The organism is Streptomyces sp. NPDC014764, from assembly GCF_043082785.1.
In the GTDB taxonomy this organism is placed as follows: Bacteria; Actinomycetota; Actinomycetes; order Streptomycetales; family Streptomycetaceae; genus Streptomyces; species Streptomyces althioticus.
On sequence record NZ_JBIBXY010000006.1, the window covers coordinates 243,948 to 270,021 of the forward strand.

The window sequence follows — 26,074 nt, forward strand, 5'->3', positions numbered from 1 at the left end:
CATGGCGGCGGCAACCGCGCAGGCGCCGGCGTCGGTACGGCTGGCCGTCGTGGCCGCGCTCCTGTCCTTCGCGACGGGAGCCGGTGACGCGTTCGCGTTCGTCGAACTCGGGGGCGTGTTCACCGCCAACATGACGGGCAGTCTGGTCCTGTCGGGTCTGACGAGCCGGCCGGGGTACGGCTCCCTGGTCGCGGGGGCGTCCGTGGCCCTCGGGGCGTTCCTGATCGCCGTGTACCTGGCGTCCAGGGCGGCGCCGAAACGGCCGCAGCCGCAGTGGGGCAGGATCCGTGCGGTGCTCGTGGCCGTGGTCGCGCTGGACCTCCTGGTGCTGATCCTGAAGTCCGTGAGTGGCACCCCCGGCACGGCCCTGCGGCTGGTGATGCTCGCGGTGTCCGCGGCGGCGATGGGCAGCCAGACCGCGGCCGCCAAGCGGGCCGCGGGCGGTTCGGGGGTGACGACGACCTTCGTCACCGGCACCATGACCAGCCTGGCCCAGGACGCCGCCGACGGCAGCACCCGGCACGCGGCCGTCCGCGTGGGCGTCGTCGTCATGCTGTTCCTGGGCGCCCTGACGGCGTCCGGGGCCATGGCGATCGACGCCCGGCTCGGCCCCGCCGTGGCGGCGGCCGGCGCCACGGCGGCGATCCTGGCCCTCCCGAGGACACCTGGGCCGGCGTCGTGACGACGCTGCGTTTCGCGCCCTCGCCGCCCCGGTCGCGTCGCTCCGCGGTCCGGCTGCTGGGCCCCGCGTTCGTCGCGGCCATCGCCTACGTCGATCCGGGCAACCTGGTCACCAATGTGACGGCCGGCGCGCAGTTCGGCACCGGCCTGCTGTGGGTGGTGGTGCTGGCGACGCTGGTGGCGGGGCCCGTGCAGTACCTCGCGGCCAAGCTGGGCGCGACCACCGGCCTCACCCTTCCGCAACTGGTGGGGAGGAACTGCTCCACCCCCTGGCGGGTGGCCTACTGGGTGCAGGCGGAGATCGTCTCGATCGCCACGGACGTCGCCGAGGTGATCGGGGCGGCCTTCGCCCTGTACCTGCTGTTCGGGGTGCCGATGCCGGTGGGCGGGGTGATCGCCGCCGTGGTGGGCGGGGTGCTGCTCGCCGCGGGCGACCGGCTCGGCGAGCGGTTCCTGCAGGGCGTGGCCGTCGCCGCCCTCGGCGTCATCGGCGCGGCCTTCGTGTTCTGCCTGGCCTACCGGCCGCCCGCCCTGCACGAGCTGGGCAGCGGCATGGTGCCCGGCCTGCCGGGGGACGGAGCCCTCTACCTCGCGGCCGGCATCGTCGGCGCCACGATCATGCCGCACGCCGTGCACATCCACAGCGCGCTGGCCCGGACCCACGGGCGGCTCAAGGCGCACCGCGTCGACGTGTTCATGGCGATGCTGTTCGCCGGGACCGTCAACGCCTCGATGCTGGTGGTCGGGGCCGGCGCCCTGTTCGGACTGGGCGCCGACGACTTCGCGGGCATCGCCCACGGGCTGTCGGACCGGGTCGGGGGCGCCGCACAGACCGCGTTCCTGGTGGCGCTCCTCACCAGCGGGCTCAGCTCCACCGCCGTCGGCACCCAGTCCGGGGAGGTGGTGATGAGCGGACTGATGCGCCGCCGGATCCCGCGGTCGCTGCGTCGGCTGATCACCGTTCTGCCCGCGGTCGCCCTGCTGACGGCCGGGATCTCACCGGTCGGCGCGCTCATCGCCAGTCAGGTGATCCTCGCGATCGGCCTGCCCTTCGTCCTCGTCCCGCTCGGACTGCTGACCTCCTCCCGCCGTGTGATGGGCGACCACGCCAACCGGCTCCCCGTGAAGATCGGCATCGGCGTGGTCGTCGCGGCCGTCACCGTGCTCGACGTGGCCCTGCTGATGGAGCAGTTCTTCCCCTGACCGAGCGTCCGTCGCCGGCGACCGCCACAGGACGCCCGCCGTAGGCCCGGCCCGGGACACCGGCGCCTCCGCCCCCACGAATCCGGCGCGGACGGACACCACCGACCAAGGAGTCGACATGGTCGAGCCCTTCACACCTGGTGGACAGCCACCCGGCAGCCCTCCCGCCCAGTCACCCGCCGCGCGGTTCCGCCGCGAGGTGCGGGACGCGATCACGCCACGCGCCGGCCTCCTCATGCTGGGCGTCCTCATCATCGAAGTGGCCTTCGTCGTCTCCTACATCGGGGCCTTCCACTCCCCCACCCCGGACAAGATCCCGGTGGCCGTCGTGGCTCCCGCCGCGGAGCAGGGGGCGGTGATCGAGAAACTGAACTCCATCCCCGGGGAGCCGCTGGAGGGCCGGCCCGCCGACACTGCGGCACAGGCGCGCGCCATGGTGCTGGAGCGTGAGGTGGACGCCGCTCTGCTGGTCGCACCCCAGGAGCGGGGCGACCGACTGCTGGTGGCCTCGGCCGGCGGCCCGTCGGGCGTCCAGGCGCTGGAAGTGGTCTTCCAGAAGGCCGACCCCTCGCGGCCGGTTCAGGTCACCGATCTGCGACCACCGAACGAGGCGGACGGGCGTGGACTGGCCAGCTTCTACCTGGCGGTCGGCCTGGTCGTGGGCGGCTATCTGGCCTCCGCGGCGGCGTCCGCCTCGTACGGGGCCCGGCCACCCGATCCGCACCGCATGGTGATCCGGCTCGGCGCGCTGGCCCTGCTGTCGGTGCTGTCGGGACTCGCCGGCGCGATCATCGCCGACCTGGTCTTCGAAGCGCTGCCAGGCCATTTCGCCGCCATCTGGTGGATCGGCGCCCTCACCACGTTCGCCGCGGCGGCCGCCGGTATGGCCTTCCAGGTGCTGCTCGGGCCCATCGGCATCGCGCTGTCCGTGCTGATCTTCGTCGTGTTCGGCAATCCCAGCGCGGGCGGTGTGTATCCGGCGGCGCTCCTGCCGCCGTTCTGGCGGGACATCGGACCGGCGCTGCCGAACGGCGCCTCGGTCACGCTGATCCGCAACTACGCCTATTTCGGAGGTCATCACACCGCCACGGCCTGGTGGGTGCTCTCCGCCTGGGCTGTGGGCGGCGTCCTGGTCAGCGCCCTCGTCGTCATGTTCCGCCGACGGCGCAAGGCGGCGGACGGCCCGCCGGCGCCCGCGGCGGCCGGGGGGACCGGGGCCACGGCCTGACGGCCGGACGGGCCCGCCCCGCGTGCGGCGCGGGACGGGCCCGTGGACACGGGCGGGCGGCCGGTGCCGCCCGCCCGCCGGGTCACCTCGGACACCCGCCCGGCGGGTCACCTCGAATGCCCGTCCGGCGGGTCACCTCAGGCCGAAGGCCCGGGTGACGGTCTGGGTGACGCCGTCGCCGTCGCGCTGCCCGGCCACGACCCGGAGGGAGACGTACCCGGCCCGCGACGGGGCCTTGAGCTTCGCCCTCCAGGAGCCCTTGTCCTCCCGCAGGTCCTGGCGCTGCCAGGTGGCGCCGTCGTCGTACGACACGTCGAGCACGACCGAGGTGGGCGCGGACCGGTCGCCGCCGAGGGCGACGGGCGTGAGGACGAGGTCCGACGTGCGTTTCGCCCTGCCTTCGGCGTCCAGGTCGATCCCGTAGTCGAGCTGGACCAGCGGGACCGTCCGCGGCAGCGCCGTCGCCTCCGAGTGGAACCGCCATTCGGTGCGGGTGGCGGTCGAGTACGGTCCGAAGACCTCGCGTCCCTGGGCGGTGACGGCGGTGTCGAGGACGAGCCGGTACGGCAGCCGCCCCGGCGCCAGGTCGAAGGCCGCGAACTGGGACGCGTTCTCCGCCCGCCCCACCAGCGTGTCCCCCTGGTAGACCGAGACGGTCGAGGACAGCCAGGGGCTGTAGCCGCTGTGCCCGGCCCCTCCGTCGCCCGCGGGCATGACGGGACCGTCGAGGGAGGCCCCCGTCCGTATGGGCAGTTCGTCGGCGGTCGGCCGGGGCCGCATCACCGGCCCGAACCACTGGTCCTTCTGGACGCTGCCGGGACGGTAGGCCACCGCGTCGGTGTGCGCGGACCAGCCGTTCGCGCTCACGGACTGCCGCCACCGGATCCCGTCGCCCGCGGAGACCCAGTCCGTCCGCGTCCCGGGCGCGAGGGGCCTCCACGGGAACGGCTCGATCCGCCCGGACGTCGGGGCGGCGCCGTAGGGCGGGATGTCGTCGCGGATCTCCTTCATGGGCGCGGCGCGCCGTCCGAATTCCTGGTCGATCCGCGCGAGACTGCCCGGGTCGGTCCGGAAGGAGGGATCCGCGGCCACGGCGTCACGGTGCTGACGCACCAGGTCGTACAGGTATTCGGGCGTCGTGCGGGACTCGACGGTCAGCGCCACCCGGTGCGTCGCGGCCCCGCGGATCTTCCCGGTCAGCGCGTCGCCCTCGTCCTTGGTGACCGAGACGACGGGCAGCGGTCCGGGAGTGAATCCGTCGGCCGCCCCGTACCAATCGCTCCGCCTGCCGGCCCCGTCGTTGACCACGAGGAGCATCGCCGCGCCCGCGGCCCGTGCCGCGGCCACCCGGTCCGCCGGAGAGACGTCCAGGCCGGCCCGCACCACCGCCACCCTGCCACGCGCGGCCGTGCCGGCGTAGTCGGAGGGAGTGCCGCGGCCGGCGTCGACCGCGTCCAGGCGGGTGGCGCCGTCGGCCAGGGGCGCGGAGCCGGGCTGCGGGACGAGGACGTCGTCGAGACGCTGCCCCGGGTAGGTGATGCGCAGCGGTGTCTGCAGGGCGCGGACCCGGGTCGTCAGGACGAAGCTGCCCTTCTTCACCTTGTCCTTGCCCGGCAGGACCCAGACGCTGTCGTAGGTGACGGCGGGCCAGATGATCTGGTGCAGGGCGTTGCTGTCGCCGGGCGCCGGTTCCCGCAGGGTGGTGGAGCGGTAGACGTCGATCCTGCGGTCGACGACCGTGGCCGCACGGGGCGTCTCCGCCTTCACCTGGCGTGCCTTCGAGGCGTCGAGCTCCACCTCGCTGTCCTTCGTCAGGTCGATCTCGGGCAGGGTCAGCAGCGCGTAGCCGAGGGAGTGCGGCCCGTGCGCGCCCCTGACCTCCACGGCGGCGACGGCGGTGTACGAGCCGGGCGTCCAGCGGCCGGTGAGTACGCCGTCCTTCGCCCAGCGGACCGAGGTGTCACCGTCGGGGCCGGTGATCTCCACCTCGCCGCTCAGCGGCTTCCCGTCCGGGCCCTTCAACCGCACGGTGAGCCGGTGCTTCTCCGGTTCCACGGCGACGGCGGCCACGGTGTGCACCGTGCCGCCCGCGTGCCGCGCGACGACCTGCGCGGTGTAGCGGCCGGTGGCCAGCCCTTCGACGTCGACCAGGAGACCGACCGTGGCGGAGCCCTGCGCCGGGACGGTGACGCGGTCGGCGGCCGGGGTGAACACCCCGGCGGGCGTGTCGCCCCGGTCGACCCCGAGGGTGAGGGTGACGGCCTTCTTCGTGGTGTTCGTGTACGTGATCTTCCGCTCGACCGGGGCCGGGTCCGCGCCGCCGTGCGGCACGGTCACGGGTCCGGCGTCCACCGACCCGGTCGCGACGACCTGGTCACCGAGGTAGGCGGCGGCCACGTCGAGTCTGCCGGTGCCTGCCTGGTACGGGCTGTAGCCGGGGGTCCGGACGGTGGTGCTCATCAGGGCGTCCTTGATCTGGCGCCCGGTCCACCCGGGGTGCTTCTGTGCCAGCAGGACGGCGGCGCCGGCGACGTGCGGTGCGGCCATGGAGGTGCCGCTCAGCTCCATGTAGGTGCCTTCGCCCTCGCCCGCGTACTGCGAGCGGGCCGCGAGGACGCCCACGCCGGGGGCGGTCAGGTCGGGCTTGAGGCCGTCGTCGCCGGCGCGCGGTCCGGCCGAGGAGGACGGGGCGAGGACGTCGGAGGTGTCCACCGAGCCGACGGCGAGCGCGGCTTCGGCGGTGGCCGGTGACGTCACGGTGGAGGGGCCGGGTCCGGCGTTGCCGGCCGCGACGACGAAGAGGGCGCCCGTCTCCTCGCTCAGCCGGTTCGCGGCCTCGCTCATCGGGTCGTTCTGGGTGCGCCAGAACCTGTTGCCCAGGCTCATGTTGATCACCGTGGCGTGTGTGTCGCGCGCCGCCCACTCCATGCCGGCGATGATCCCCGACTCCGACCCGATTCCGTCGTTGCCGAGGACCTTCCCCACCACCAGGTCGGCGCCGGGGGCCAGGCCGCGCTCCTTCCCGCCGGAGGCGGCGCCGGTCCCGACGACGGTGGAGGCGACGTGAGTGCCGTGGCCGTGCCGGTCGAGGACGTTTTCGCCCGGGACGAAGCTCCTGGTCGTCGTGATGCGGTCGGCCAGGTCCGGGTGCGTCGTGTCCACCCCGGTGTCCAGCACCGCGACCCGCACCCCGGCTCCGGTGCCGCCCGCCGACCATGCGGCGGGAGCCCCGACGTGGGCGGTGGAGTCGGCCAGGGCCGCCTCCGCCTTGCCGTCCAGCCAGATCTTGCGGACGCCGTCGAGGAAGGGCGGCGTGTCCTCGGGGGCCTCGCCGGACGCCTTCCGCGAGGAACGGGCGGACCCGTCCCCGCCGCCGGTGAGGGCGGACCAGAACTCCGCGGACCGTGAGCGTTCGGCGCGTACGGCCTCGCCGTCGACGGACGGCAGGTCCAGCGCAGTCTCCGCGCCCGGCAGACGCGCGCCGATCCGGCCGGTGCCGGCGCCCCGGGCGGTGGCGGACCCGGCCGCCTCGCGGGTGACGATCAGCGGCAGCTCGTCGCTGTGCGCGTCGTCGTACCCGTCGGCCACCAGCCGGCTGACGTTGAACAGCTGCCGGTCGATCCGGTCCGTCGCTATGTAGGGCAGCGCCTCCTCGGGATACACGTAGGTGTCCCCGCGTTCGACGGCGACGCGCACCGAACCCGTGGCGCCCGGACGGCGTCGGATCGCGTCCACGGTCAGGGCCGGCCCGCCGCTCCCCGGGGTCACCGTCACCCGGTCGCCGGTGAGCAGGGTGACGACGACGGGCGGGCGGGCGGCCTCACCGGCCGAGACCGGTGCCTGAGGCGGCGGTTGGGACCTGCCGCCACCTGAGGCGGCGGCCGGGGTCATGAGTACGGCGACGAGCGCGACGGCCAGAGGAGCCGCGGCACGTCGGGGCGGGGGAAATCTCACTGTGCCTCCAGGGGACGATGACGAGGCGCAGTGGATCACTTCACGGGAGGAAAAGTACAGCCTTGAATACGATCGGAATTCACCGCACGGGTCCCAGGTTTTCACCGTCCAGCGCGAGAGGACGCTGACGACCCATCTGACCTGCTGGTTCTCTCAAATTGGAGTAACTCCCGTGAAACACATTGGCGACCGACCGAATTGCACGTTCCGCGGCATGTTGACGCGACGTCCATCGGGTGTCTATTTCCTGTGCACACGGAAACGCTATTGTCATTGCGGCCCGTTCTTCCACTGGCCGTATTCCTCAACGCAGCCGGCTCAGCCGGTCCAGGGTCTCCTGCCGTTCCGCGCCGTGCGGCGGTCCGACTTCGTCGAGGATGCCCAGGGCGCGCCGCCAGGCCGTGCCCGCCTCTTCCTCCTCGCCCAGGGCCAGCCTGACGTCCCCGAGCCGGATGAGCGTGCCGGCCTCGGCGTGGCCCGCCCGCACCCGGCGGTGCAGATCCAGCGTGCGCTCGTAACAGCGGGCGGCCTCGCGGTGCCGGCCGAGGCGCTGGTGGGCGTAGCCGAGGGTGTCCCAGACATCGGCCTGCGCCTCCGCGTCGCCGACGGCCTCCAGTTCGCGCAGGGCCCGCCGGCAGTGGTCGAGCGCCTCCTCCTCCTGGCCCAGCCGGGCGTGGTACCAGCCGACCGCGTTGAGCGCCAGGCCGTGCCGCAGCCGGTCGCCGCCGGCCTCGACCAGGGCCAGGGCCTTCCGGGCGTGAGCGAGGGCCGCGTCCATGTCGCCCTCCAGTTCCCGCACCCAGCTCGCCTCCCGGTGGGTCTCCGCGCACGCCGCGGCGTCTCCCGCCTCGGTGAAGATCCGGAGGGCCTGAGCGGCGTGGTCGTGGGCCGCGTCCCGGCGGCCCAGCTGTGCTTCGGCGCGCACCAGCGTGAGGTGGGTGTGGGCGAGGGCGACCGGGTCGCCGAGCCGCCGGGCCGCCTCGAGGGCCAGGCGCTGCGCGGCGAGCAGGGGGTGCCGCATGCCCGTCAGGTAGAAGAAGTGCTTGCAGACCCAGGCGAGCTGCCAGGCCCGGGTGTCCTCCCCGAGTTGGGCGGCCCGGGCGGTCAGCTCGGTCAGCGCGTGCTGTTCGGCCGTGAACCAGGCCAGGGCCCTGTCCCGGTCGGGCGGGGCGGTGACGGGGCTCTCGGCGAGCGGGACACAGGGCCCCACCGGACGCCGGTGGGGGAACAGGGTCCGGCAGGCGGCGAAACCGGCGTGCACGTAGTGGTCGAGCATGCGCCGGACGGCCGCGTCCCGCCGGGCGGGCGGGTCCGTCGCGCGGGCGAGTTCGGACGCGTGGACCCGCAGCAGGTCGTGGAAGGCGTACCGGCCGGGCGCCGGCTCCTGCAGGAGATGGGCCCGCACCAGCTCGACGAGCCGCCCCCGGGTCTCCTCCGTGGTCGCGTCGGCGAGGGCGGCCGCGGCGCTCACGCCGAACGTGCCGGGGTGCGCGGAGAGCAGGCGGAACAGCCGGGCCGCCGGAGGGGTCAGGACGCGGTAGGAGCAGGAGAAGACGGCCCGCGCATCGGCCGACGGATCGGCGTCGGTGAACGCGTCGAGGCTGCCCTGGGCGTCCCGCAGCTCGTCGGCGAGTCTGCCCAGCCGGAACTCCGGATTGCAGACGGCGCGCGCCGCGACGACGGCCAGCGCGAGGGGGAGGCCGCCGCAGCGGGCGGCGATGTCGTCGACGGCGCCCGGCTCGGCCGCGGCCCTCGCCTCGCCGATCCGGCGGACGAGGAAGGCCGTGGACCGGGCGGCGTCCAGCGTGTCGATCCGCAGCGGGCGGGCGCCTTCGAGGGCGGTCAGACCGGAGAGCTGGTGCCGGCTCGTCACGAGCACCAGCGGCCCCGGCCCGCCGGGCAGCAGCGGACGGATCTGTTCCGCGTCCCTGGCGTTGTCGAGCAGGAGCAGCACTCGCCGGCCGCCGAGCAGGGTCCGCCACAGCGCGGTCCGTGCGGCAGGGTCCGCCGGAAGCCGTGCCGGGGACACGCCCAGGCACTGGAGCAGCGATCCCAGCGCGTCGGACGCGGACACGGCGGGGCCGGACGGGTCGAACCCGCGGAGGTCGAGATGCAACCGGCCGTCCGGGAAGCGGTGCGCGGTGCGGTGCGCCCAGTGCACCGCGAGACTGGTCTTGCCCACCCCGGCCATGCCGGCGATCACGACGATCGCGGTCCCGGAGGCCGTCTCCTGTTCCGTCAGCAGGGCGTCCAGCGTGGCGAGTTCGTGCTGCCGGCCGATGAACGAGGGCGGGTCGGCGGGCAGTCCGTCCGGGACCGGGGCGACGGGGCCGGTGCCGCCCGGCTCCCGGGCGGCGCGCCCGCTCTTCACGGGGAGGGCGGCCGGCGCCGACAGCGCCGGATCCGCCGCGAGTATCCGCTCGTGAAGCCGTCGCAGCCGTGCGCCCGGCTCGACGCCCAGCTCGCTCACCAGATGCGCCCGTGCCTCCCGGTACGCCTCCAGCGCCTGCGCCCGGCGTCCCGACCGGCTCAGGGCGAGCATCAGCATCTCCAGGTATTGCTCGTCCAGCGGGTGCGCGGCGACCATGCCGGCCAGTTCCCCGGTGCTCTCGCCGTGGCGGCCCAGTTCCCATTCGGACCGGATGCGCTTCTCCACGGCGGACAGGCGCGCGGCTTCCAGGGCGGCCCGCTGCGCGGCCGCGTACTCGCCGGGTATGCCGGCCAGCGCCTCCCCGTGCCACAGCGTGAGGGCGTCCCGGAAGCCGGTCACGGCCGCGGCGTGGTCCCCCTGGTCGGCGGCCGCCTCGGCGCCGGCCACCCGCCGGCGGAAGGCGTGGAGGTCGAGCCGGTCCGGGGAGAACCGCAGCGCGTAGCCGTGGTCGTCGGAGACGAGGGGGGAGGCGTCCGCGGGACTCACCGGTCCCAGCACCCTGCGCAAGCGGTGGACGTAGGTGCGGATCGTCTGGGCGGCCGAGCGCGGGGGCGCGCAGCCCCACAGGGCGTCGGTCAGTTCGTCGACGGACGCCCGCCGTCCCTCGCGCAGCAGGAGGGCGACGAGGACCGCGCGTTGCTGAGGGGAGCCCGGGTCCACCCGCTCGCCGTGACGCGAGACGCGGACCGGCCCCAGCACCGCGTACGCGAACGGGTCGACCGTCCCGATCGCCGCCGTTTCGGACGGGCGCGCGGGCGGGCGGGAGTCCGGGGCGGGCGGCTGGTCGGTCGCGACGTGCATGCGGAGACGTTACCCCTGGTCGTGGACGTCCTGACGACCGCACTCCCGTCCTGCGCGCACCGCTCAGCCGTCGCCCTCCTCGCGTGTCCCGCCCGCCATCACGAGCCCGTCCTTCGCCGCGCCCCTGCTGAACACCACGTCGCGGATGCGGTCGCGGACGGCGTGCAGTTCGGCGCCCCGGGCGAGGGCCGCGTTGAGGTCGACGACCCGGCCGGCGTCCACGTCGTACAGCTGGGGCACGAACTCGGCGCGGGTGACCTCCCAGCGGCCGCCGGGGCGGGACGGCGGGGAGAAGGTGAAGCGGCCGACGGTGGCCTGGTTGCCGCGCGGGTCGTGGACGCCGTCGTGGTTGGTCATCTCGCCGGCGATCTGGTCACCCATGCCGTAGACGACCCAGGTGCCGTTGACCTTCTCGTACGCCTGCGGGACGTGGGCGTGGGTGCCGAGGATCAGGTCGACGTCCGGGCGGTCGCCGGTCCTCGAGGCGGTGAGGGAGCGGGCGAGGGAGAGCTGGAGGTCGTCGGGCGCGTCCTGCCACTCGGTGCCCCAGTGCAGGGAGACCACCACGACGTCGGCCCCGTCCTTGCGGGCGGCGCGGGCGTCGGCGACGATCCGCCGCTCGTCGATCAGGTTCACCGCCCAGGGCCGGTCCTGCGGCAGCGGGATTCCGTTGGTGTCGAAGGTGTAGGCGAGGTGCGCGACCCGGGCGCCGCCCGCGTCCAACAGGGTCGGTGCGGCGGCTTCCTGCGCGGAGCGGGCCGAGCCGGCGTGGCGCACGCCCGCCCGGTCGAGGGCGTCGAGGGTGCGGCGGATTCCCTCCTCGCCGTCGTCCAGGGTGTGGTTGGAGGCGGTGGAGCAGCCGTCGTAGCCGGTGGCGGCGAGGCCGGCGGCCACCTCGGGCGGCGACCTGAAGAGGGGGTAGCCGCTGTAGTCGCCGTCGGCGCCGTAGACGGTCTCCATGTGACACAGGGCCAGGTCGGCGGGGGCGACGACGGAGCGGATGCCGGAGAGCATCGGCCGGAAGTCGTGGCCGTCGTCCCCGGCGTCGAACGCGGCCTGCTCGATGACGGAGGTGTGGGGCAGGACGTCGCCCGATGCGACCAGGGTGAAGGCGCGGTGGGCCGTCGCCGAGGGGGCCGGACGCCCGTGGGCCGGCGGTGTGTGGTCGCCGGCCTGGCAGGCGGCGCCCGCGGCGAGGACGGCCGTCAGGACGAGGGCCAGCTGTCTGCTGCGTGCGATCATCACGTCACCCCGCTGTGGTCGTATTTATGGATGAACAGGTAAAAAGCCATATTGCGGCGAACGGCGCTCCGACACGCTCTTTAGGCCGTCCGGCGTGCGGAAACGGCCGTCCCGACCGTTCGTCGAACCGTTCGTCGACGCGATCGACCGTCCGCCGCACACTCCTGTGCGCGCCCTGTCCCCCGGCGGCGGGGTGCGTTGCCATACGGCCATGACGGCCGGAATGACACTCACGAACGGGACCACCGCCGAGCACGAGCTCGCCGCGCTCCAGCGGGAGCACGGCCGGCCGCTCTTCGCGCTGCTGCTCCGGCTCTGCGACGGGGACCGGCAGCGCGCGGAGGACCTGGTCCAGGAGACGCTGGTGCGCGCCTGGCAGCACCCCGAGGCCCTGCGCGCCGAGAACTTCGACTCCGTACGCCCCTGGCTGCTGACCGTGGCGCGGCGGCTCGCCATCGACGCGCGCAGGGCCCGGCAGGCGCGGCCCGCCGAGGTTGGCGACGCCGTCCTGGAGAACGCCCGGGTGATCTCCGACCACGCGGAACGGGCCGCCGCGACGCTCGACGTGCGGGAGGCTGTGAAGACTCTCACTCCCGAGCACCGTGACGTCCTGGTGCTCGTGTACTTCCAGGGGGCGACTGTGGCGGAAGCGGCGGCGGCCCTCGGAATCCCGCCCGGTACGGTGAAGTCCCGCGCGTACTACGCGCTGCGCGCCCTGCGCCGGGTGCTTCCGGGCTACGCCTCCGACATGCGGTGAAACCGGCCGTCGGGTCAAACCTCCGTAAAGCGCCTTGCCGTGGAACCCGGTTGGGGATCGGCTGTCCTCATCCGTGTTCCGGACCGGACATCCGGGCTCGGGCGACGCGCACGCACCGGAGGAGGCAGGAAGGGATGCTGCACAGAGGTCGAGAGAACACGGACGGCGACGGCGGACCCGCCGTCCCCATGGCCTGGTTCTACGCCGAGTACATCGCGGACGAGCTGCTGCGCACCGGCGACCTCATGCCGCCGACGTCCGTGGAGTTCCGGGCCGGCCGGGACGCGCTGGCGCTGACCGTCTTCCTGTCCGACACCGACGGCGAACTGTCCGGCATCCGGGTCATCACCCAGCTGGAGACCTGGCTGTCGCTGACCGCGTACGACCAGCCGTGGCAGGAGTGGGTGCAGCGGCGGCTGGACGACCTGGCCTCGGACGCCGCCGTGTCCGGCAGGGGTGCGCCGGGCCCGGACCTGGAGCTGGCCGTGGAGGCGTGGCGCTGGCTGCGGGAGACGGAGTTGCTGGCCCCGGACCTGAACGCGGTGCCGGGCGGCGCGGCGGGCGGCGAGGACGAGGGACCGAAGGTGTGGACGCCGGCGTGGCAGCTCGGACTGCCGCTCGGGCATCTCGCCATCCACCTCTTCTAGGCCGTCCCGGCCCGTTCCGAGGTCCGCGGAAAATCCGACCAATCCGCGGGCCCGAGGTCTCCGAATCCTTAGGTCACGATTCGGTGCGTCGCTGAGTCGATCGGCTGCCTGGTGCGTACCGGTGGGAGCAAGGAGTAACCCCACCCGCACCCAACGGCACGAGGATTCGGCATGAGGTCCCTGGAGAGGCATCGCGACGTCGGCGCCTACGCGCTCGGCGTGCTGGACGAGGCGGAGGCGTTCCGCTTCGAGGACCACCTCATGGAGTGCCCCAGCTGCGCCGTCCAGGTGACCGAGTTCGGCCCCGCGACACGCCAGTTGATGCTCTACCGCAGTGCGACCCCGCGCACGGTCCACCCGGCGGCGCAGCCCTCGCCGCGGATGCTGGACCGCCTGCTCACCCAGGTGTCCGCCCGGCGGCGCGTCGGGCGCCGCCGGGTGCTGCTGGCGCTGGCCGCTTCCGTGGTGCTCGCGGTGTCCGCCCCGGCGGTCACGGTGGTGGCGCGGGGCGACGCCGGGCCGCGCCCGCTGACCGTGGAGGCGACCGACGAGCGTTCCGGGGTGTGGGCCCAGGTGAGGATCGAGGACCGCGACTGGGGCAGCAGCGTGGAGTTGCGGGTGAAGGACGCGGCGGGACCACGCGACTGCGTCCTGGTGGGGATCGGCCGCGACGGCTCCGAGCACGTCATGACGAACTGGGCGGTGCCCCGGCACGACGCACGCCCGAACACCGTCCCGGGCGGCTCCGCGATGCGCTCCGACGACATCCAGCGGTACGAGGTGCGCTCCACGGAGGGCGAGACGCTGGTGGTGCTGCGGCCCGAGTGACCCCGGCGGTCCGCGGCGGGGAGTGTGCGGGGGTCACTTCAGCAGCCGCGACAGTCTCCGGTCCGCCAGCGGCTTGCCGCCCGTCTGACAGGTGGGGCAGTACTGGAGCGAGGAGTCGCTGAACGACACCTCGCGGATTGTGTCCCCGCACACCGGGCAGGGCTCACCGGTGCGGCCGTGAACGCGCAGGCCGGTCTTCTTCTCCGCCTTCAGCCGCCCGGCCGCCAGCCCCCGCGAGCGTTCCACCGCGTCGGTGAGGGTGGTGCGCAGCGCCTCGTACAGCCGGGCCGTCTCCTCCGGGGTGAGCGAGGAGGCCAGCTTGAACGGGGACATGCGGGCCGCGTGCAGGATCTCGTCGCTGTACGCGTTGCCGACGCCCGCGATCAGGCTCTGGTCGCGCAGGGCGCCCTTGAGCCGGCGGCGCTCCCCGGAGAGCAGCTCCGCCAGCCGCGCCTCGTCGAAGCCGTCGGCCAGCGGGTCCGGTCCGAGCCGCGCGATCCCCGGGACCTCCGCCGGGTCGGCCACCACGTACACGGCGAGGCGCTTCTGGGTGCCGGCCTCCGTCAGGTCGAAGCCGGCTCCGGTCTCCAGGGCGACGCGCAGCGCGAGCGGGCCCTTGCCGGGGCGGGGCACGCCGCTGGGAAGGGGGTCCTTCCAGTGCAGCCAGCCCGCGCGCGCCAGATGGGTGACGAGGTGCGGGCCGCCGTCCGTGGCCAGCGCGAGGAACTTGCCGTACCGCCGCACGGCGGTGACCTCGCGCCCTTCCACGGCGGTGAGCGGCGGGTCGTAGGTCTTCAGGACGCTGATCGCCACGGGCAGCGCCCGGACGATCTCGTGGCCGGTCAGGTGCTCGGTGAGGAAGTCCTTGAGCGCCTCGACCTCGGGGAGTTCCGGCATGCGTCAAGGGTGCCACCGGCGGCGGGTGTCCTCAGCCCGTGCCGGCTTTCCGGCCTCCGGCCGGCTGCGGGTCCTTCACGACCACGAACTCGCTCCACACGCACTTGCCGCCGCCGCGCGCCTCGACTCCCCACAGGTCGGTGAGCGTCTCCACCAGCAGCAGCCCCCGGCCGGAGACGCCGCCCTCGCCGGCCTCGCGGCGGCGCGGCAGGGCGCTGGAGGAGTCCTCCACCTCGACGCGCAGCCGTCGTTCGGCGCCGTCGAGCACCCGGAGCGTGACCTCCGCGGATCCCTCGGTGTGCATCAGCACGTTGGTGATCATCTCGTCGGCGACCAGCTCGATCTCGTCGGCCCGGTCCCGTGCGCCCCACGCGGCGGCCGCGGTGCGGATCATGCGCCGGGTGTCGGACAGCGCCTCCGGGTCGCCGGACGGAACCAGCTGCTTGAGCCGGCCGCCGGAGCGCGGGCCCTCCGGTTCGCGGCGGCGCAGCAGGAGCAGCGCCACGTCGTCGTCGCCGCCCCGCTCGTCGGCCACGTCGATCAGCCGGTCGGCCAGGTCGCGTACGTCGTCGGGGCCGACGGCGATCAGCGCGGCGAGGGTCTCCACACCGTCGTCGAGATCCGCGCCGGGCTGCTCGACCAGGCCGTCGGTGCACAGCACCAGCGTCTCGCCCGGCTCGAGCTCGATCCGCCCCACCGGGTATTCCAGCCCGTCGAACTCGGCGGACAGGCCGAGGGGCAGGCCGCCGGGCACGGTGACCCGGCAGCAGGAGCCGTCGGCGCGGCGCACCATCGGGTCGATGTGCCCGGCGCGGACCGCCTGGATGACGCCGGTGGACAGGTCGACCTCGGCGTAGAGGCAGGTCGCGGAGCGGTCGGTGTCGAGTTCGTTCAGGAAGACCGAGGCGCGGGCCATGACGGTGGCGGGCGTGTGGCCCTCGGCGGCGTAGGCGCGCAGCACGATGCGGAGCTGGCCCATGACGGCGGCGGCGTGCGTGTCGTGGCCCTGGACGTCCCCGATGACGGCGCCGACCCGGCTGCCGCCCGCGGTGCCGCCGGGCAGCGGGATCAGGTCGTACCAGTCGCCGCCGATGTCCCGGCCGAAGGAGCCGCCGAAGGTGGCGGCACGGTAGCGGACCGCGAGGTCCGCGCCGGGCACGCTGGGGATGGTGCGGGGCAGCATGGCCTGCTGGAGCCCCTGCGCGAGGTCCATCTCCTGCTCGTAGAACATCGCGCGCTGCAGGCTCTGGGAGATGCTGCTGCCGAGCGCGACCAGGATGTTGCGCTCCTCGGCGGTGAAGCCGCGCCGGTCGCTGTAGAGCAGGCCCATCGCGCCGATCGGGCGGGCCTGCACGATGAGCGGCAGATAGGCGGCCGAGGTGATGTTCAGCCCGGTGATGCCCCGCCACAGCTCCGGATAGCGCTCGGCGAACTCCTCGGGGGACTCGATGAAGCGCGGGCTGAGGGTGCGGACCGCCTCGCTCATCGGATACCGCTCGTCGATCCCGGTGAGTTCGGTGCCGGGCACGAAACTGTCCGCCGGCCCCTCCGCGATGAGCCGGATGCGGCCGGCCTCGACCAGCCCCATCACCAGGCTGGTCGCACCCAGATGGGTGAGGCCGTGGGTGTCCTTGAGGACGTCGATGACGTCCTTCACGGTCCGGGCGTGGGCGAGCGCCGCGGTGGTCAGCTGGACCACGTTGGTCTGCTGACGGCGCAGACTCTCCTGGAGGGCCTGGGCGCGCCGGTCGCCGCTCTCGCGCAGCTCCTGCGTGGCGTCGCGGACGATGCCGATGATGCGGCGGGGCCGGCCGGCCTTGTCCCGTCTGATGTAGCCCTGGGTGTGGGTCCAGCGCAGGGAACCGTCGCGGCAGCGGACGCGGAAGTAGGCGCCGTAGTTCTCCTGGCCGGTGTTGAGCGCCCGGGCCACGACGCCGTCCAGCCGCCGCGCCTCCGCGGGCGGGACGCGGATGGCGAGGGTTTCCGGCCGGTCGTCGTACTCGTCGGGGCGCATGTCGAAGATCTCGTGCGCCTGGGCGTCCATCTGCATCACCCCGGCGTCCAGGTCCCAGTCGAAACTGCCCATGCGGTTGAGCGCCAGGATCGGATCCGGGTGTTCCGGCCAGTCGTCCGGGAGTGACAGGGGGCTCGCTCCCCGATCAGCCATGGGGCCACCTTGCCAGGATTCGGGCGATTCTTCGACCGCTGGGACGCCAGGGGCACGGGTATCCCGGGACGCCCGGTGGTACACGGGAAGTCACAGGCAGCAGGGCGCCCACGGGCCCGGGAGCGTGCCGGGGCCCGTCCGACGGGCCGGCGCAGGACGGAGGGTGCGGCCGTGGAGTGGTTCGGGGCGACCGAGTACTGGACCAGCCGGCTGGTCTTCCAGAAAGGGCTGGCCGCGCTCTACCTGGTCGCGTTCCTGGCCGCGGCGCTGCAGTTCCGCGCGCTGATCGGGGAGCGGGGAATGCTGCCGGTGCCGCGCTTCGTGGCGCGGGTGCCCGCGCGTCGCTCCCCCAGCCTTTTCCATCTGCACTACTCGGACCGCTTCTTCGCCGGGTGCGCGTGGGCGGGGTGCGCGGTGGCGGCGGCGCTGCTCGCGGGGGCGGACGCGCTCGTGCCGCTGTGGGCGGCGATGCTGCTGTGGCTGGTGCCTTGGGCGCTGTACCTGTCGATCGTGAACGTGGGGCAGACCTGGTACGCGTTCGGCTGGGAGTCGCTGCTGCTGGAGGTGGGGTTCCTCGGCGTGTTCCTCGGCAACGACGAGGTGGCTCCGCCGGTCGTCGTGCTGTTCCTGCTGCGGTGGGCGCTGTTCCGGGTGGAGTTCGGCGCCGGGCTGATCAAGATGCGCGGCGACGAGTGCTGGCGCCGCCTCACCTGTCTGGACCACCACCACGAGACCCAGCCGATGCCGGGGCCGCTGAGCTGGTTCTTCCACCGTCTGCCCAAACCGCTGCACCGCGTCGAGACGGCCGCCAACCATGTCACGCAGTTGGTGGTGCCGTTCCTGCTGTTCGCTCCGCAGCCGGTCGCGTCGGCGGCCGCCGCGCTGATGATCGCCACCCAGCTGTGGCTGGTGCTGTCCGGGAACTTCGCCTGGCTGAACTGGGTCACCGTCGTGCTGGCGCTGCCCGTCGTGGCCTGGCCGTCCGATCCGCCGCCGGTGGGCGACGCCCCGCTCTGGTACGTGGTGGTCGTGCTCGCAGTGTCGGCGCTGCTGCTCGCGCTCAGTCACGCGCCGGTGCGGAACATGCTCTCGCGGCGCCAGGTGATGAACCGCTCCTTCGACCCGCTGCACCTGGTGAACACCTACGGGGCGTTCGGCAGCGTGAGCCGGGTGCGGCACGAGGTGGTGCTGGAGGGCACGGCGGACGAGACGCCCCGGGAGGACTCCGACTGGCGGGAGTACGAGTTCAAGGGCAAGCCGGGCGACCCCCGGCGGTGGCCGCGCCAGTTCGCCCCGTACCACCTGCGGCTCGACTGGCTGATGTGGTTCGCCGCGCTGTCCCCCTCGTACGCGAGTCCCTGGTTCGGGGGGCTGGTGGAGCGGCTGCTGGAGAACGACCCCGACACCCTCCGCCTGCTGCGCCGCTCCCCCTTCCCCGCGGACGCCCCGCCCCGCCACGTCCGCGCCCGTCTGTTCCGCTACCGCTTCACCACCTGGCGGGAGCTGCGTGAGACGGGCGCGTGCTGGGAGCGGACGTACGTGCGGGAGTTCTTCCCGCCGACCCGGCTGGCCGGGAGCGCGCGGAAGTCGTAGGCGGCCGTGAGTCTCAGGCACCCGGCAGGCCGGTTGCGCGGAGTTCCTCCCACAGGGCGTCCGGGACGGGTTCTTCGAAACGGTCGGCGCAGTCGTCGACCTCCGCGGCCGAGCGGGCGCCGACCAGGACGGCGGTGACCGCCGGGTGGGCGGCGCAGTGGGCCAGGGCCGCGGCGCGCAGCGAGGTGCCGTGCCGCTCGGCGGCCTCCTTGATCCGCTGGGCGCGCTCCACGAGGGCGGCGGGAGCGGTCGCGTAGTCGTAGGTGGCGCCCGGCCGGGGGTCGGCGAGCAGACCGGAGTTGAAGGCGCCGCCGACGACGACGGACACCCCGCGTTCCAGCGCGGCGGGCAGCAGCTCTGCGGCGGCGCTGTGGTCGAGCAGGGTGTGGCGGCCCGCGCACAGCACCACGTCGGCGTCGGTGTCGCGGACGAAGCGGGTGAGCATCGCGGTCTGGTTCATGCCGGCGCCGATGGCGCCGACGACACCCTCGGAGCGGAGCCTTTCGAGGGCCGGGTAGGCCTCGCGGAAGGCCTGGTCCCCGTGGTCGTCGGGGTCGTGGAGGTAGACGACGTCCACGCGGTCGAGGCCGAGGCGTTCCAGGCTCGCCTCCAGGGAGCGGCGGACGCCGTCGGCGCTGAAGTCCCAGACGCGGCGGTGGGTGGCGGGCACGGCGAAGCCGTTGGCGAGGTCGTCGCCGCCGGCGTCGGACGGCTCGAGACGGCGGCCCACCTTGGTGGACACCGTGTACGAGTCGCGGGGTAGCTCCCGCAGGACGGCGCCCAGCCTGCGTTCGGCGAGGCCGAGGCCGTAGTGCGGGGCGGTGTCGAAGTAGCGGATGCCCCGCCGCAGCGCGGCCCGCACCGCCTCCCGCGCCTGCTCCTCGGTGACCGGGGTGTACAGGTTGGCGATCCCCGAGGTGCCGAGTGCGAGCGGGGTGATCTCCACACCGCTGCGGCCGAGTCTCCGGCGGACCGGCTCGGACGGGCCCGTCGGGACTGCGGAGTCACTCATGGCGGGCTGCTCCTCGTCGTGATCACGGGCCGGACGCGGCCGAGCATACGGGGCCCGCGGCCGCGCGCCGCACCGTCCTGCGGCCAGGGCGCCGGACGTGGCCCCGTCGCCCGGTCACGCCCGCTTCAGCCGCAGCGTCCTCAGCTCGAAGGGCCGTAGCCGTACGGCGATCCGCCCGTCGTCGACGGCAGGCGGGGCCGTGTCCGCGAGGGGCCGTTCCAGCAGGTCGGTCACCTCCACGCCCGCGATCGGGAAACCGGCGGTGAGCGTGGTACGGGCGCGGGCGCCGTGCGCCTCGTGGAAGCGGACCACCACGTCGCCGCTGCCGTCGTCGGCCAGTTTGACCGCCGTGACCACGACGGAGTCCCGGTCGGCACTGACCAGCGGGGCGACCTCGGCGGCCCCGTCGAGACGCCGTTCGGGCAGGTTGATCCGCCAGCCCTCGCGTACCGCGTCCCCGATCGACGCGCCGGGCACCAGGGCGTGCCGGAAGCGGTGGACGCCCTGGTCGGTCTCCGGGTCGGGGAAGCGCGGGGCGCGCAGCAGGGAGACGCGGACGGTGGTGGTCGTGCCGCCGTCGGTGCGGACCGCGCGCGTCACGTCATGGCCGTACGTGCCGTCGTTGACGACGGCGACGCCCCAGTCGGGCTCCTGGAGGTGGACGAAACGGTGGTTGCACGCCTCGAACTTGGCGGCCTCCCAGGACGTGTTGGTGTGGGTGGGCCGGAAGAAGTGGCCGAACTGCGTCTCGGAGGCGTAGCGGTCGGTGTGCAGGTCCAGGGGGAAGGCGAGCTTGAGGAACTTCTCCGTCTCGTGCCAGTCGACCTCGGTGTCCACCACCAGGCGCTTCTCCCCCGGTGGCAGCGACAGCACCTGTGTCACGCGGGAGCCGCCGAAGGCGCGGACGATCCGCACCGAGGCGCCGTCGTCACCGGGGGCGACCTCCTCCGCGTCGGTGAGGTCGGTGACGGTGTTGCGGTAGAACTCGTCGACGTCCCAGGCGTCCCACATGTTCGGCAGGTCCTGGTGCAGCTGGAGCAGGTTGCCGGCGCGGCCGGGGGCGACGGTCTCGCGGTCGTTCTCCAGGTCGAGAGCGGAGTCGACCAGGCCCCGGGCGTCGATGCCGACCCTCAGCAGGCCGTTGTCCAGGACGTGTCCGCCGTCGGGGCGTTCCGTGTGCGTGGTGCGTCCGGGCGCCTCGGCCGGGCGTGCGCCGCCCGCCGGGACTCCGGCGCGGGTGTGCGGCGCCGCGTTGAAGACCAGCGGTACGTCGCCCTCGCCGGCCAGGGCGCGCTGGGCGGCGTCGATGATCGCGTTCAGCTCGTCGGCGACCCGGGCGTAGGTCGCGCGGGCCTCGCGGTGCACCCAGGCGATGGAGGAGCCCGGCAGGATGTCGTGGAACTGGTGCAGCAGCACCGTCTTCCAGATCCGGTCCAGGTCGGCGTACGGGTAGGGGAGGCCGGTGCGCACGGCGGCCGTGGCCGCCCACAGTTCGGCCTCCCGGAGCAGATGCTCGCTGCGCCGGTTGCCCTGCTTGGTGCCGGCCTGGCTGGTGAGCGTGGCGCGGTGCAGTTCGAGGTACAGCTCGCCGACCCAGACGGGCGGTTCGGGGTTCTCCGCCGCGGCCTTGGCGAAGAAGGCGGACGGGGTCTCCCACGCGACCGTGGCCGACCCTTCGAGGTCCCGCAGCCGGGCGGCCTTGGCGACCATCTCGCGGGTGGTGCCGCCGCCACCGTCGCCCCAGCCGGTGGGCGCGAGGGAGTGCCGGGCGGCGCCCTTGTCCTTGAAATTGCGGACGGCATGGGCGATCTCGGCGCCGCGCATGGAGCAGTTGTAGGTGTCGACGGGAGGGAAGTGGGTGAAGATCCGGGTGCCGTCGATGCCCTCCCAGCGGAACGTGTGGTGCGGGAAGCGGTTGGTGCGGGACCAGGAGATCTTCTGCGTGAGGAGGTACGTGGAGCCCGCGGCCTTGATGATCTGGGGCAGTCCGGCGGCGAAGCCGAAGGTGTCCGGCAGCCACGCCTCGTCGTTCTCCACGCCGAACTCGTCGAGGAAGAACCGCTTGCCGTGCACGAACTGCCGGGCCATGGCCTCGGAGCCCGGCATGTTGGTGTCGGACTCCACCCACATGCCGCCGGCCGGCACGAACCGTCCGTCCGCCACCGCCTTCTTCACCCGCGTCCACACCTCGGGCCGGTGCTCCTTGATCCACGCCCACTGCTGTGCCTGCGACATGGCGAAGACGAAGTCGGGCTCGTCGTCGAGGAGGGCGGTCATGTTGGCGGCGGTGCGGGCGACCTTGCGCACCGTCTCACGCAGCGGCCACAGCCAGGCCGAGTCGATGTGCGCGTGCCCGACGGCGCTGATGCGGTGCGCGGACGGCACGGCGGGCGCGGAGAGCACCTCCGTGAGGCGTGAACGGGCCCGTTCGGCCGTGCCGTTGACGTCCTGGAGGTCGACGGCGTCCAGGGCGCGCTCGACGGCGCGGAGGATCTCCCAGCGGCGGGGCGAGTCGACGGGCAGCTCGGCCATCAGCTCGCCGAGCACCTCCAGATCGGTCACCAGGTGCCACACCGTCTCGTCCAGAACGGCGAGGTCCATGCGGGTCAGGGTGTACTGGGGGGCGCGGCCCGCGGTCTCCAGGTCACCGAGCGGGGTCGGTGTGAACGGGCGGTGGCCCATGATGACGGGGTTGGATGCCGCCTCGACGTGCAGGCGGACCTCCTCCCCGCCTTCGACGGGAGCGCCGACCCGCACCCACTGGTTGCGCGGGTTGAGGCCCTTCACGGGCGTGCCGTCGGGGCGGTAGACCAGCCCTTCGCACTGGAAGCCGGGCATGTTCTCGTCGAAGCCGAGGTCGAGGATCGCCTCCACCGTGCGGCCGGCCCACGCCTCGGGGACGGTCCCGGTCACCCGGAACCAGCTGGTGCCCCACGGCGCGCCCCAGCGGGAGCCGACGGTGATCGGCTCGACGTCGGCGGCCAGTCCCTCGGCGACCGGGACCGGTTCCCCCGGTGCGTGCCACACCGATACCTCCAGGGGCACGGACTCGGGGTACACGGCGGGTCGGACGCGCTCGTCGAGGACCCGCCTCAGACGGGCTTCGACCAGGGTGCGGTCGTCATGCATGCGGCGCTCCATGGTTGTGGCCGGTTCGCTGCCGTACGTGGGTCCCGCCCCGCGGGACGGGACCCCCGGGTACCACTCCCCTCCCACGCCTTCCTCGAACCGCCTCCCGCACCAACGCGCGGCCCCGGCCCACGGGGGCGGAACCGCCGTCCGTCGTACCCCGTTGCCCCGCCCCTCGCTCACGAACTAAGGTCGGGCGCGTGACTGCCGGGTCGGCCTTGCGCCGTTCACGAAAGGCGCTCCCGGCTCCGGAGTGAGTCCGGGGCGGGCGCGTGCGCCTCCGTCGTCGGTCGTTCCTTCAACCCGCCGTGCTTCCGCCGGCGGGGAACGGCACACCGACACCGGAGACGAGAGACGACCATGCCCGCAGCAGCGCACATCGAGTTGAACCACACCGCCGTGTACGCCCGTGACCGCAGACGCTCCGCCGAGTTCCTCGCCGGGATCCTGGGTCTGGAGGTGGGGGCGCCGTTCGGGCCGTTCCTGCCGGTCGACCTGGGCAACGGCGTGACCCTGGACTACTACGAGCTGCGCGACGAGCCCGTGCAGTCGCAGCACTACGCGTTCCTGGTGCCCGAGGAGCGGTTCGACGCCATGATCGGGCGCCTGGAGGAAGCCGGGGTGACGTACTACGCGGACCCCCGGCACAGCGAACCGGGCCGCGTGAACGACCTGTTCGGCGGCAAGGGCGCCTATTTCGAGGACCCGGACGGCCACAACATGGAGATCATGACCCGGCCGTACGTCCGGCCCTGAGCGTGCCCCCGGGTCAGAGCGACCGGTACATGATGTGCAGCCCGACCCGGCCGTGCCGGGGGTGGTCGAAGGCGTCAGGGACCGTGCCCAGGACGGTGAAGCCGAGCGAACTCCACAGCTTCACCGCGGGGTTGGTCTCGACGACGGCGTTGAACACCATGCCCCGGTACCCGGCGTCGCGCGCCTCGGCCAGCACGTGCTCGGCCAGCAGCCGTCCGGTCCCCCGGCCCGCCCGGCCGGGGTCGACCATGAAGCCCGCGTTGGCGATGCGGGCGGCCGGGCCGCCGTAGTTGGGGGTGAGGTAGGCGGAGGCGACGACGGTCCGGTCGTCGTCCTCGACGACGTAGACCCGTTTGGCGGGGCTCATCCACAGGGCCCGGGCGTCCTCCTCGGAGGTGCCCGGGTCCCAGGTGTAGGTCTCGCCCGCCGCGACGATGCGGTGCCAGAACGGCCAGATGCGCGGCCAGTCGTCGGGGCGCGCTTCCCTGATCAGCATGGATGCGAGTCTGGCACGCCGGTGCGGGCGGGGGGTCCGAGGGGGTGACGTGTCAGTCGACGCTGGGGAGGATGTGCGGTTCCGCGAGGTCCTCCTCGTACCCGGCGAGGCGGATGGGGGCCGAGCGGGCCCACACGTCGAGGCTTCCCAGTTCCCCCGGCCTGCGGCCGGAACGCTCCGTGCGTTCCTCGGGGCGCTGTTCGAGTTTCGTCTGCTCCGGTGTCACCGCGCACTCCTTATGTGTCGGTCACCCTCGGGACGTACCGCGTCGGCCCTGCGGCCGGCGCCCGGCGCCCGAGCGGGTCTGAGTCCAATGCCGTTCGGACGCGGTGGCGCCGGTCGTTCAGAGGGAGGGCAGGCCGTGGTGAACCGGCGGTCCCATGACGGATCGTGGGTGCGGGTAGGACCCTTGTTGCTGTCCGTCCGCCTCAGATTAACCAAATGAGCGGCCCCCTGCTCGATGGGGCTGCAAACTGGCTGTAACAATCACATGACAGATCGCCCATCATCAGGCGCTATTTCCCGGCATGTCGTGACAGAATGCGCACCGTAGCTCACTCGATCGGAGTACGCGCGGCCCGAAGCAGCGGACAACTCCGGACGGCCGGGGCGCGGTGCGAGCGCCGCCGACCGTCGTCGGTGTGCCGGGTGTGGCCGGTCACCAGCGGCCGGGCGCGTAGTCCTTCAGGAAGACGCCGTACAGGTCCTCGCCCTCCTCGCCGCGCACGATCGGGTCGTAGACGCGGGCGGCGCCGTCGACCAGGTCGAGCGGGGCGTGGAAGCCCTCCTCGGCGAGGCGCAGCTTGTCGAAGTGCGGGCGCTCGTCGGTGATCCAGCCGGTGTCGACCGAGGTCATCAGGATCCGGTCGGAGTCGAACATCTCCTGGGCGCTGGTCCGCGTCACCATGTTCATGGCCGCCTTGGCCGCGTTGGTGTTGGGGTGTCCCGCCCCCTTGTAGCCGCGGGCGAACACGCCCTCCATCGCGGACACGTTGACCACGTAGGCGCGCTTCGAGGACGAGCGGCGGGCCGCCTCGGCCATCGCCGGGCGCAACTTGCTGATCAGGATGAACGGCGCCGTGTAGTTGCACAGCTGGGTCTCCAGCAGCTCCACCGGGGAGATCTGCTCGATGGTCTGCACCCAGGTGTTGGAGTCGACGACGTCCGGCAGCAGGCCGCCCGCGTCGATGGCGGTGCCGTCCCGGTGCCGCTCCACGCTGGCGTTGCCGGCGACCAGGGCGAGGTCGGCCACCGCCTGCGCGTCCAGGCCGCTCGTCCCGGCGGGCAGCGCGGTCAGGCCGTCCACCGCACCGGAGTTGAAGGCGCCGATGACATGGTGGGCGGGCAGCTCGCCGGCCGGCAGCGGTGCGCTCTCGCCCTCGACGAGCGCGGCGTAGGCGGAGGGCAGCCTGCGCACGGTCTGGGTGGCGTTGTTGATCAGGATGTCCAGCGGGCCCTGCTCCGCGACCTGGTCGGCGAGCGCGACGACCTGGCCGGGGTCGCGCAGGTCGATGCCGACGACCTCCAGGCGGTCGATCCAGTCCGCGGAGTCGTCCATCGCCTTGAAGCGGCGAATGGCATCCTTCGGGAAACGCGTGGTGATCGTGGTGTGGGCGCCGTCGCGCAGCAGCCGCAGCGCGATGTACATGCCGATCTTGGCGCGGCCGCCGGTGAGCAGCGCGCGCTTGCCGGTGAGGTCGGCGCGGGCCTCGCGGCGGGTCCGGTTCTCGTCGGCGCACTTCGGGCAGAGCTGGTGGTAGAAGTAGTCGACCTCGACGTACCGCGTCTTGCAGACGTAGCAGGAGCGGGGGCGCTGGAGTATGCCCGCGATCCGGCCCGGCTCGACGCGGGAGGAGGGCAGGATGCCCTCCGTCTCGTCGTCGATGCGCTCGGCGGAGCCGGTGGCGGTGGCCTCGGTGACCGCCTTGTCGTGCGCGGTCTTCGCGGCCCGGCGCTCCTGGCGGCGGCGCTGCTTGACCGTGCGGTAGATGTGCGAGGTGGCCCGGCGCACCTTGATCGCGTCCGGGTGGTCCACGTCGATCTTGTCGAGCTCCTCGAGCACGCTCAGGCAGACGGCCAGCCGCTCCGGGTCGATGCCCGGCCCGTACGCCACCTCGTCCGTGGTCCCGGGGCCGTCCTGTGTCACCGTCATCGCCGCTGCCGTTCCCGCTTCGGTTCGCGCGGCGCTCCGTCCGCGTCCGCTGTCGAACGGGGGATTTTACGGAGCGCCGGGCCGCAGCACCAAACCGCTG

General features: G+C 73.4%; 18 protein-coding genes. 8 read left to right on the top strand and 10 right to left on the bottom strand.

From position 1 onward, the window contains the following. The first annotated feature begins 1 nt into the window (after window position 1). The 3 genes from ACF1AG_RS17590 (at window position 2) to ACF1AG_RS17600 (ending at window position 3,112) form a co-directional block, all read left to right on the top strand. A complete protein-coding gene (locus ACF1AG_RS17590; protein ID WP_359607369.1) occupies window positions 2–682 on the top strand; it encodes a YoaK family protein in 681 nt (226 codons plus the stop codon). After that, the gene (locus ACF1AG_RS17595; RefSeq protein ID WP_359607367.1) at window positions 679–1,884 is read left to right on the top strand and encodes an Nramp family divalent metal transporter; all 1,206 of its coding nucleotides are present in this window, start codon (window positions 679–681) and stop codon (window positions 1,882–1,884) included. Before ACF1AG_RS17590 ends, ACF1AG_RS17595 begins: the two co-directional genes overlap by 4 nt. A 118-nt stretch (window positions 1,885–2,002) precedes the next feature. After that, the gene (locus tag ACF1AG_RS17600) at window positions 2,003–3,112 is read left to right on the top strand and encodes a DUF3533 domain-containing protein (protein WP_391810000.1); all 1,110 of its coding nucleotides are present in this window, start codon (window positions 2,003–2,005) and stop codon (window positions 3,110–3,112) included. A gap of 132 nt (window positions 3,113–3,244) precedes the next feature. On the opposite strand, the gene ACF1AG_RS17605 is transcribed toward ACF1AG_RS17600, so the two are convergent. The 3 genes from ACF1AG_RS17605 to ACF1AG_RS17615 form a co-directional block, all read right to left on the bottom strand. Next, a complete protein-coding gene (locus ACF1AG_RS17605; RefSeq protein WP_391810001.1) occupies window positions 3,245–7,066 on the bottom strand; it encodes a S8 family serine peptidase in 3,822 nt (1,273 codons plus the stop codon). A 304-nt stretch (window positions 7,067–7,370) separates the two neighbouring features. Continuing rightward, window positions 7,371–10,298 carry a BTAD domain-containing putative transcriptional regulator gene (locus ACF1AG_RS17610; protein WP_391810002.1) on the bottom strand — a complete coding sequence of 976 codons (2,928 nt, stop codon included), beginning with the start codon at window positions 10,296–10,298 and terminating at the stop codon, window positions 7,371–7,373. A 63-nt stretch (window positions 10,299–10,361) separates the two neighbouring features. Next, window positions 10,362–11,540: a CapA family protein gene (locus tag ACF1AG_RS17615; RefSeq protein ID WP_391810003.1), complete on the bottom strand. Its 1,179-nt coding sequence runs from the start codon at window positions 11,538–11,540 to the stop codon at window positions 10,362–10,364. A 211-nt stretch (window positions 11,541–11,751) separates the two neighbouring features. On the opposite strand from ACF1AG_RS17615, the gene ACF1AG_RS17620 reads away from it, so the two are divergent. From ACF1AG_RS17620 to ACF1AG_RS17630, 3 genes are all read left to right on the top strand, one after another. After that, window positions 11,752–12,297 (top strand): sigma-70 family RNA polymerase sigma factor, encoded by a 546-nt coding sequence (locus ACF1AG_RS17620; protein WP_359600385.1) that lies wholly within the window; start codon window positions 11,752–11,754, stop codon window positions 12,295–12,297. 134 nt (window positions 12,298–12,431) lie between these two features. Beyond that, window positions 12,432–12,944, top strand: a complete 513-nt coding sequence (locus tag ACF1AG_RS17625; protein ID WP_359600384.1) for a hypothetical protein — start codon at window positions 12,432–12,434, stop codon at window positions 12,942–12,944. Between the two features lie 171 nt (window positions 12,945–13,115). Further along, window positions 13,116–13,772 (top strand): zf-HC2 domain-containing protein, encoded by a 657-nt coding sequence (locus ACF1AG_RS17630; protein ID WP_359600383.1) that lies wholly within the window; start codon window positions 13,116–13,118, stop codon window positions 13,770–13,772. A 33-nt stretch (window positions 13,773–13,805) separates the two neighbouring features. Here ACF1AG_RS17630 and ACF1AG_RS17635 read toward each other — a convergent pair whose 3' ends face one another. Further along, window positions 13,806–14,669, bottom strand: a complete 864-nt coding sequence (locus ACF1AG_RS17635) for a DNA-formamidopyrimidine glycosylase family protein (RefSeq protein ID WP_359600381.1) — start codon at window positions 14,667–14,669, stop codon at window positions 13,806–13,808. Window positions 14,670–14,700: 31 nt separating this feature from the next. After that, entirely contained in the window at window positions 14,701–16,836 is a 2,136-nt protein-coding gene (locus tag ACF1AG_RS17640; protein ID WP_359600379.1) for a SpoIIE family protein phosphatase, read from the bottom strand. 171 nt (window positions 16,837–17,007) lie between these two features. On the opposite strand from ACF1AG_RS17640, the gene ACF1AG_RS17645 reads away from it, so the two are divergent. Then, a complete protein-coding gene (locus tag ACF1AG_RS17645) occupies window positions 17,008–18,429 on the top strand; it encodes a lipase maturation factor family protein (protein ID WP_391810004.1) in 1,422 nt (473 codons plus the stop codon). Between the two features lie 13 nt (window positions 18,430–18,442). Here the strand turns inward: ACF1AG_RS17645 and ACF1AG_RS17650 are convergent, their stop codons facing one another. After that, window positions 18,443–19,441 (bottom strand): aldo/keto reductase, encoded by a 999-nt coding sequence (locus ACF1AG_RS17650; RefSeq protein WP_359600376.1) that lies wholly within the window; start codon window positions 19,439–19,441, stop codon window positions 18,443–18,445. A gap of 114 nt (window positions 19,442–19,555) precedes the next feature. Further along, the gene (locus ACF1AG_RS17655) at window positions 19,556–22,570 is read right to left on the bottom strand and encodes an alpha-mannosidase (RefSeq protein WP_391810005.1); all 3,015 of its coding nucleotides are present in this window, start codon (window positions 22,568–22,570) and stop codon (window positions 19,556–19,558) included. 360 nt (window positions 22,571–22,930) lie between these two features. Between ACF1AG_RS17655 and ACF1AG_RS17660 the strand changes: the two genes are divergently transcribed. After that, on the top strand, window positions 22,931–23,326 hold the full coding sequence (locus ACF1AG_RS17660) for a VOC family protein (RefSeq protein ID WP_359600372.1): 396 nt from the start codon (window positions 22,931–22,933) through the stop codon (window positions 23,324–23,326). A 13-nt stretch (window positions 23,327–23,339) separates the two neighbouring features. Here ACF1AG_RS17660 and ACF1AG_RS17665 read toward each other — a convergent pair whose 3' ends face one another. The 3 genes from ACF1AG_RS17665 to ACF1AG_RS17675 form a co-directional block, all read right to left on the bottom strand. Next, complete coding sequence (locus ACF1AG_RS17665) at window positions 23,340–23,822, bottom strand: GNAT family N-acetyltransferase (RefSeq protein ID WP_359748552.1); 483 nt, start codon at window positions 23,820–23,822, stop codon at window positions 23,340–23,342. 52 nt (window positions 23,823–23,874) lie between these two features. Next, complete coding sequence (locus tag ACF1AG_RS17670; RefSeq protein ID WP_106963359.1) at window positions 23,875–24,048, bottom strand: hypothetical protein; 174 nt, start codon at window positions 24,046–24,048, stop codon at window positions 23,875–23,877. 432 nt (window positions 24,049–24,480) lie between these two features. Further along, window positions 24,481–25,974: an SDR family NAD(P)-dependent oxidoreductase gene (locus ACF1AG_RS17675; RefSeq protein WP_359600369.1), complete on the bottom strand. Its 1,494-nt coding sequence runs from the start codon at window positions 25,972–25,974 to the stop codon at window positions 24,481–24,483. Window positions 25,975–26,074 lie beyond the last annotated feature (100 nt).

Coding starts and splice junctions, on each gene's coding strand:
- ACF1AG_RS17590 (WP_359607369.1), top strand. CDS start 2: ATGGCGGCGGCAACCGCGCAGGCGCCGGCGTCGGTACGGCTGGCCGTC.
- ACF1AG_RS17600 (WP_391810000.1), top strand. CDS start 2,003: ATGGTCGAGCCCTTCACACCTGGTGGACAGCCACCCGGCAGCCCTCCC.
- ACF1AG_RS17610 (WP_391810002.1), bottom strand. CDS start 10,298: ATGCACGTCGCGACCGACCAGCCGCCCGCCCCGGACTCCCGCCCGCCC.
- ACF1AG_RS17615 (WP_391810003.1), bottom strand. CDS start 11,540: ATGATCGCACGCAGCAGACAGCTGGCCCTCGTCCTGACGGCCGTCCTC.
- ACF1AG_RS17620 (WP_359600385.1), top strand. CDS start 11,752: ATGACGGCCGGAATGACACTCACGAACGGGACCACCGCCGAGCACGAG.
- ACF1AG_RS17625 (WP_359600384.1), top strand. CDS start 12,432: ATGCTGCACAGAGGTCGAGAGAACACGGACGGCGACGGCGGACCCGCC.
- ACF1AG_RS17630 (WP_359600383.1), top strand. CDS start 13,116: ATGAGGTCCCTGGAGAGGCATCGCGACGTCGGCGCCTACGCGCTCGGC.
- ACF1AG_RS17635 (WP_359600381.1), bottom strand. CDS start 14,669: ATGCCGGAACTCCCCGAGGTCGAGGCGCTCAAGGACTTCCTCACCGAG.
- ACF1AG_RS17640 (WP_359600379.1), bottom strand. CDS start 16,836: ATGGCTGATCGGGGAGCGAGCCCCCTGTCACTCCCGGACGACTGGCCG.
- ACF1AG_RS17650 (WP_359600376.1), bottom strand. CDS start 19,441: ATGAGTGACTCCGCAGTCCCGACGGGCCCGTCCGAGCCGGTCCGCCGG.
- ACF1AG_RS17655 (WP_391810005.1), bottom strand. CDS start 22,570: ATGCATGACGACCGCACCCTGGTCGAAGCCCGTCTGAGGCGGGTCCTC.
- ACF1AG_RS17660 (WP_359600372.1), top strand. CDS start 22,931: ATGCCCGCAGCAGCGCACATCGAGTTGAACCACACCGCCGTGTACGCC.
- ACF1AG_RS17665 (WP_359748552.1), bottom strand. CDS start 23,822: ATGCTGATCAGGGAAGCGCGCCCCGACGACTGGCCGCGCATCTGGCCG.
- ACF1AG_RS17675 (WP_359600369.1), bottom strand. CDS start 25,974: ATGACGGTGACACAGGACGGCCCCGGGACCACGGACGAGGTGGCGTAC.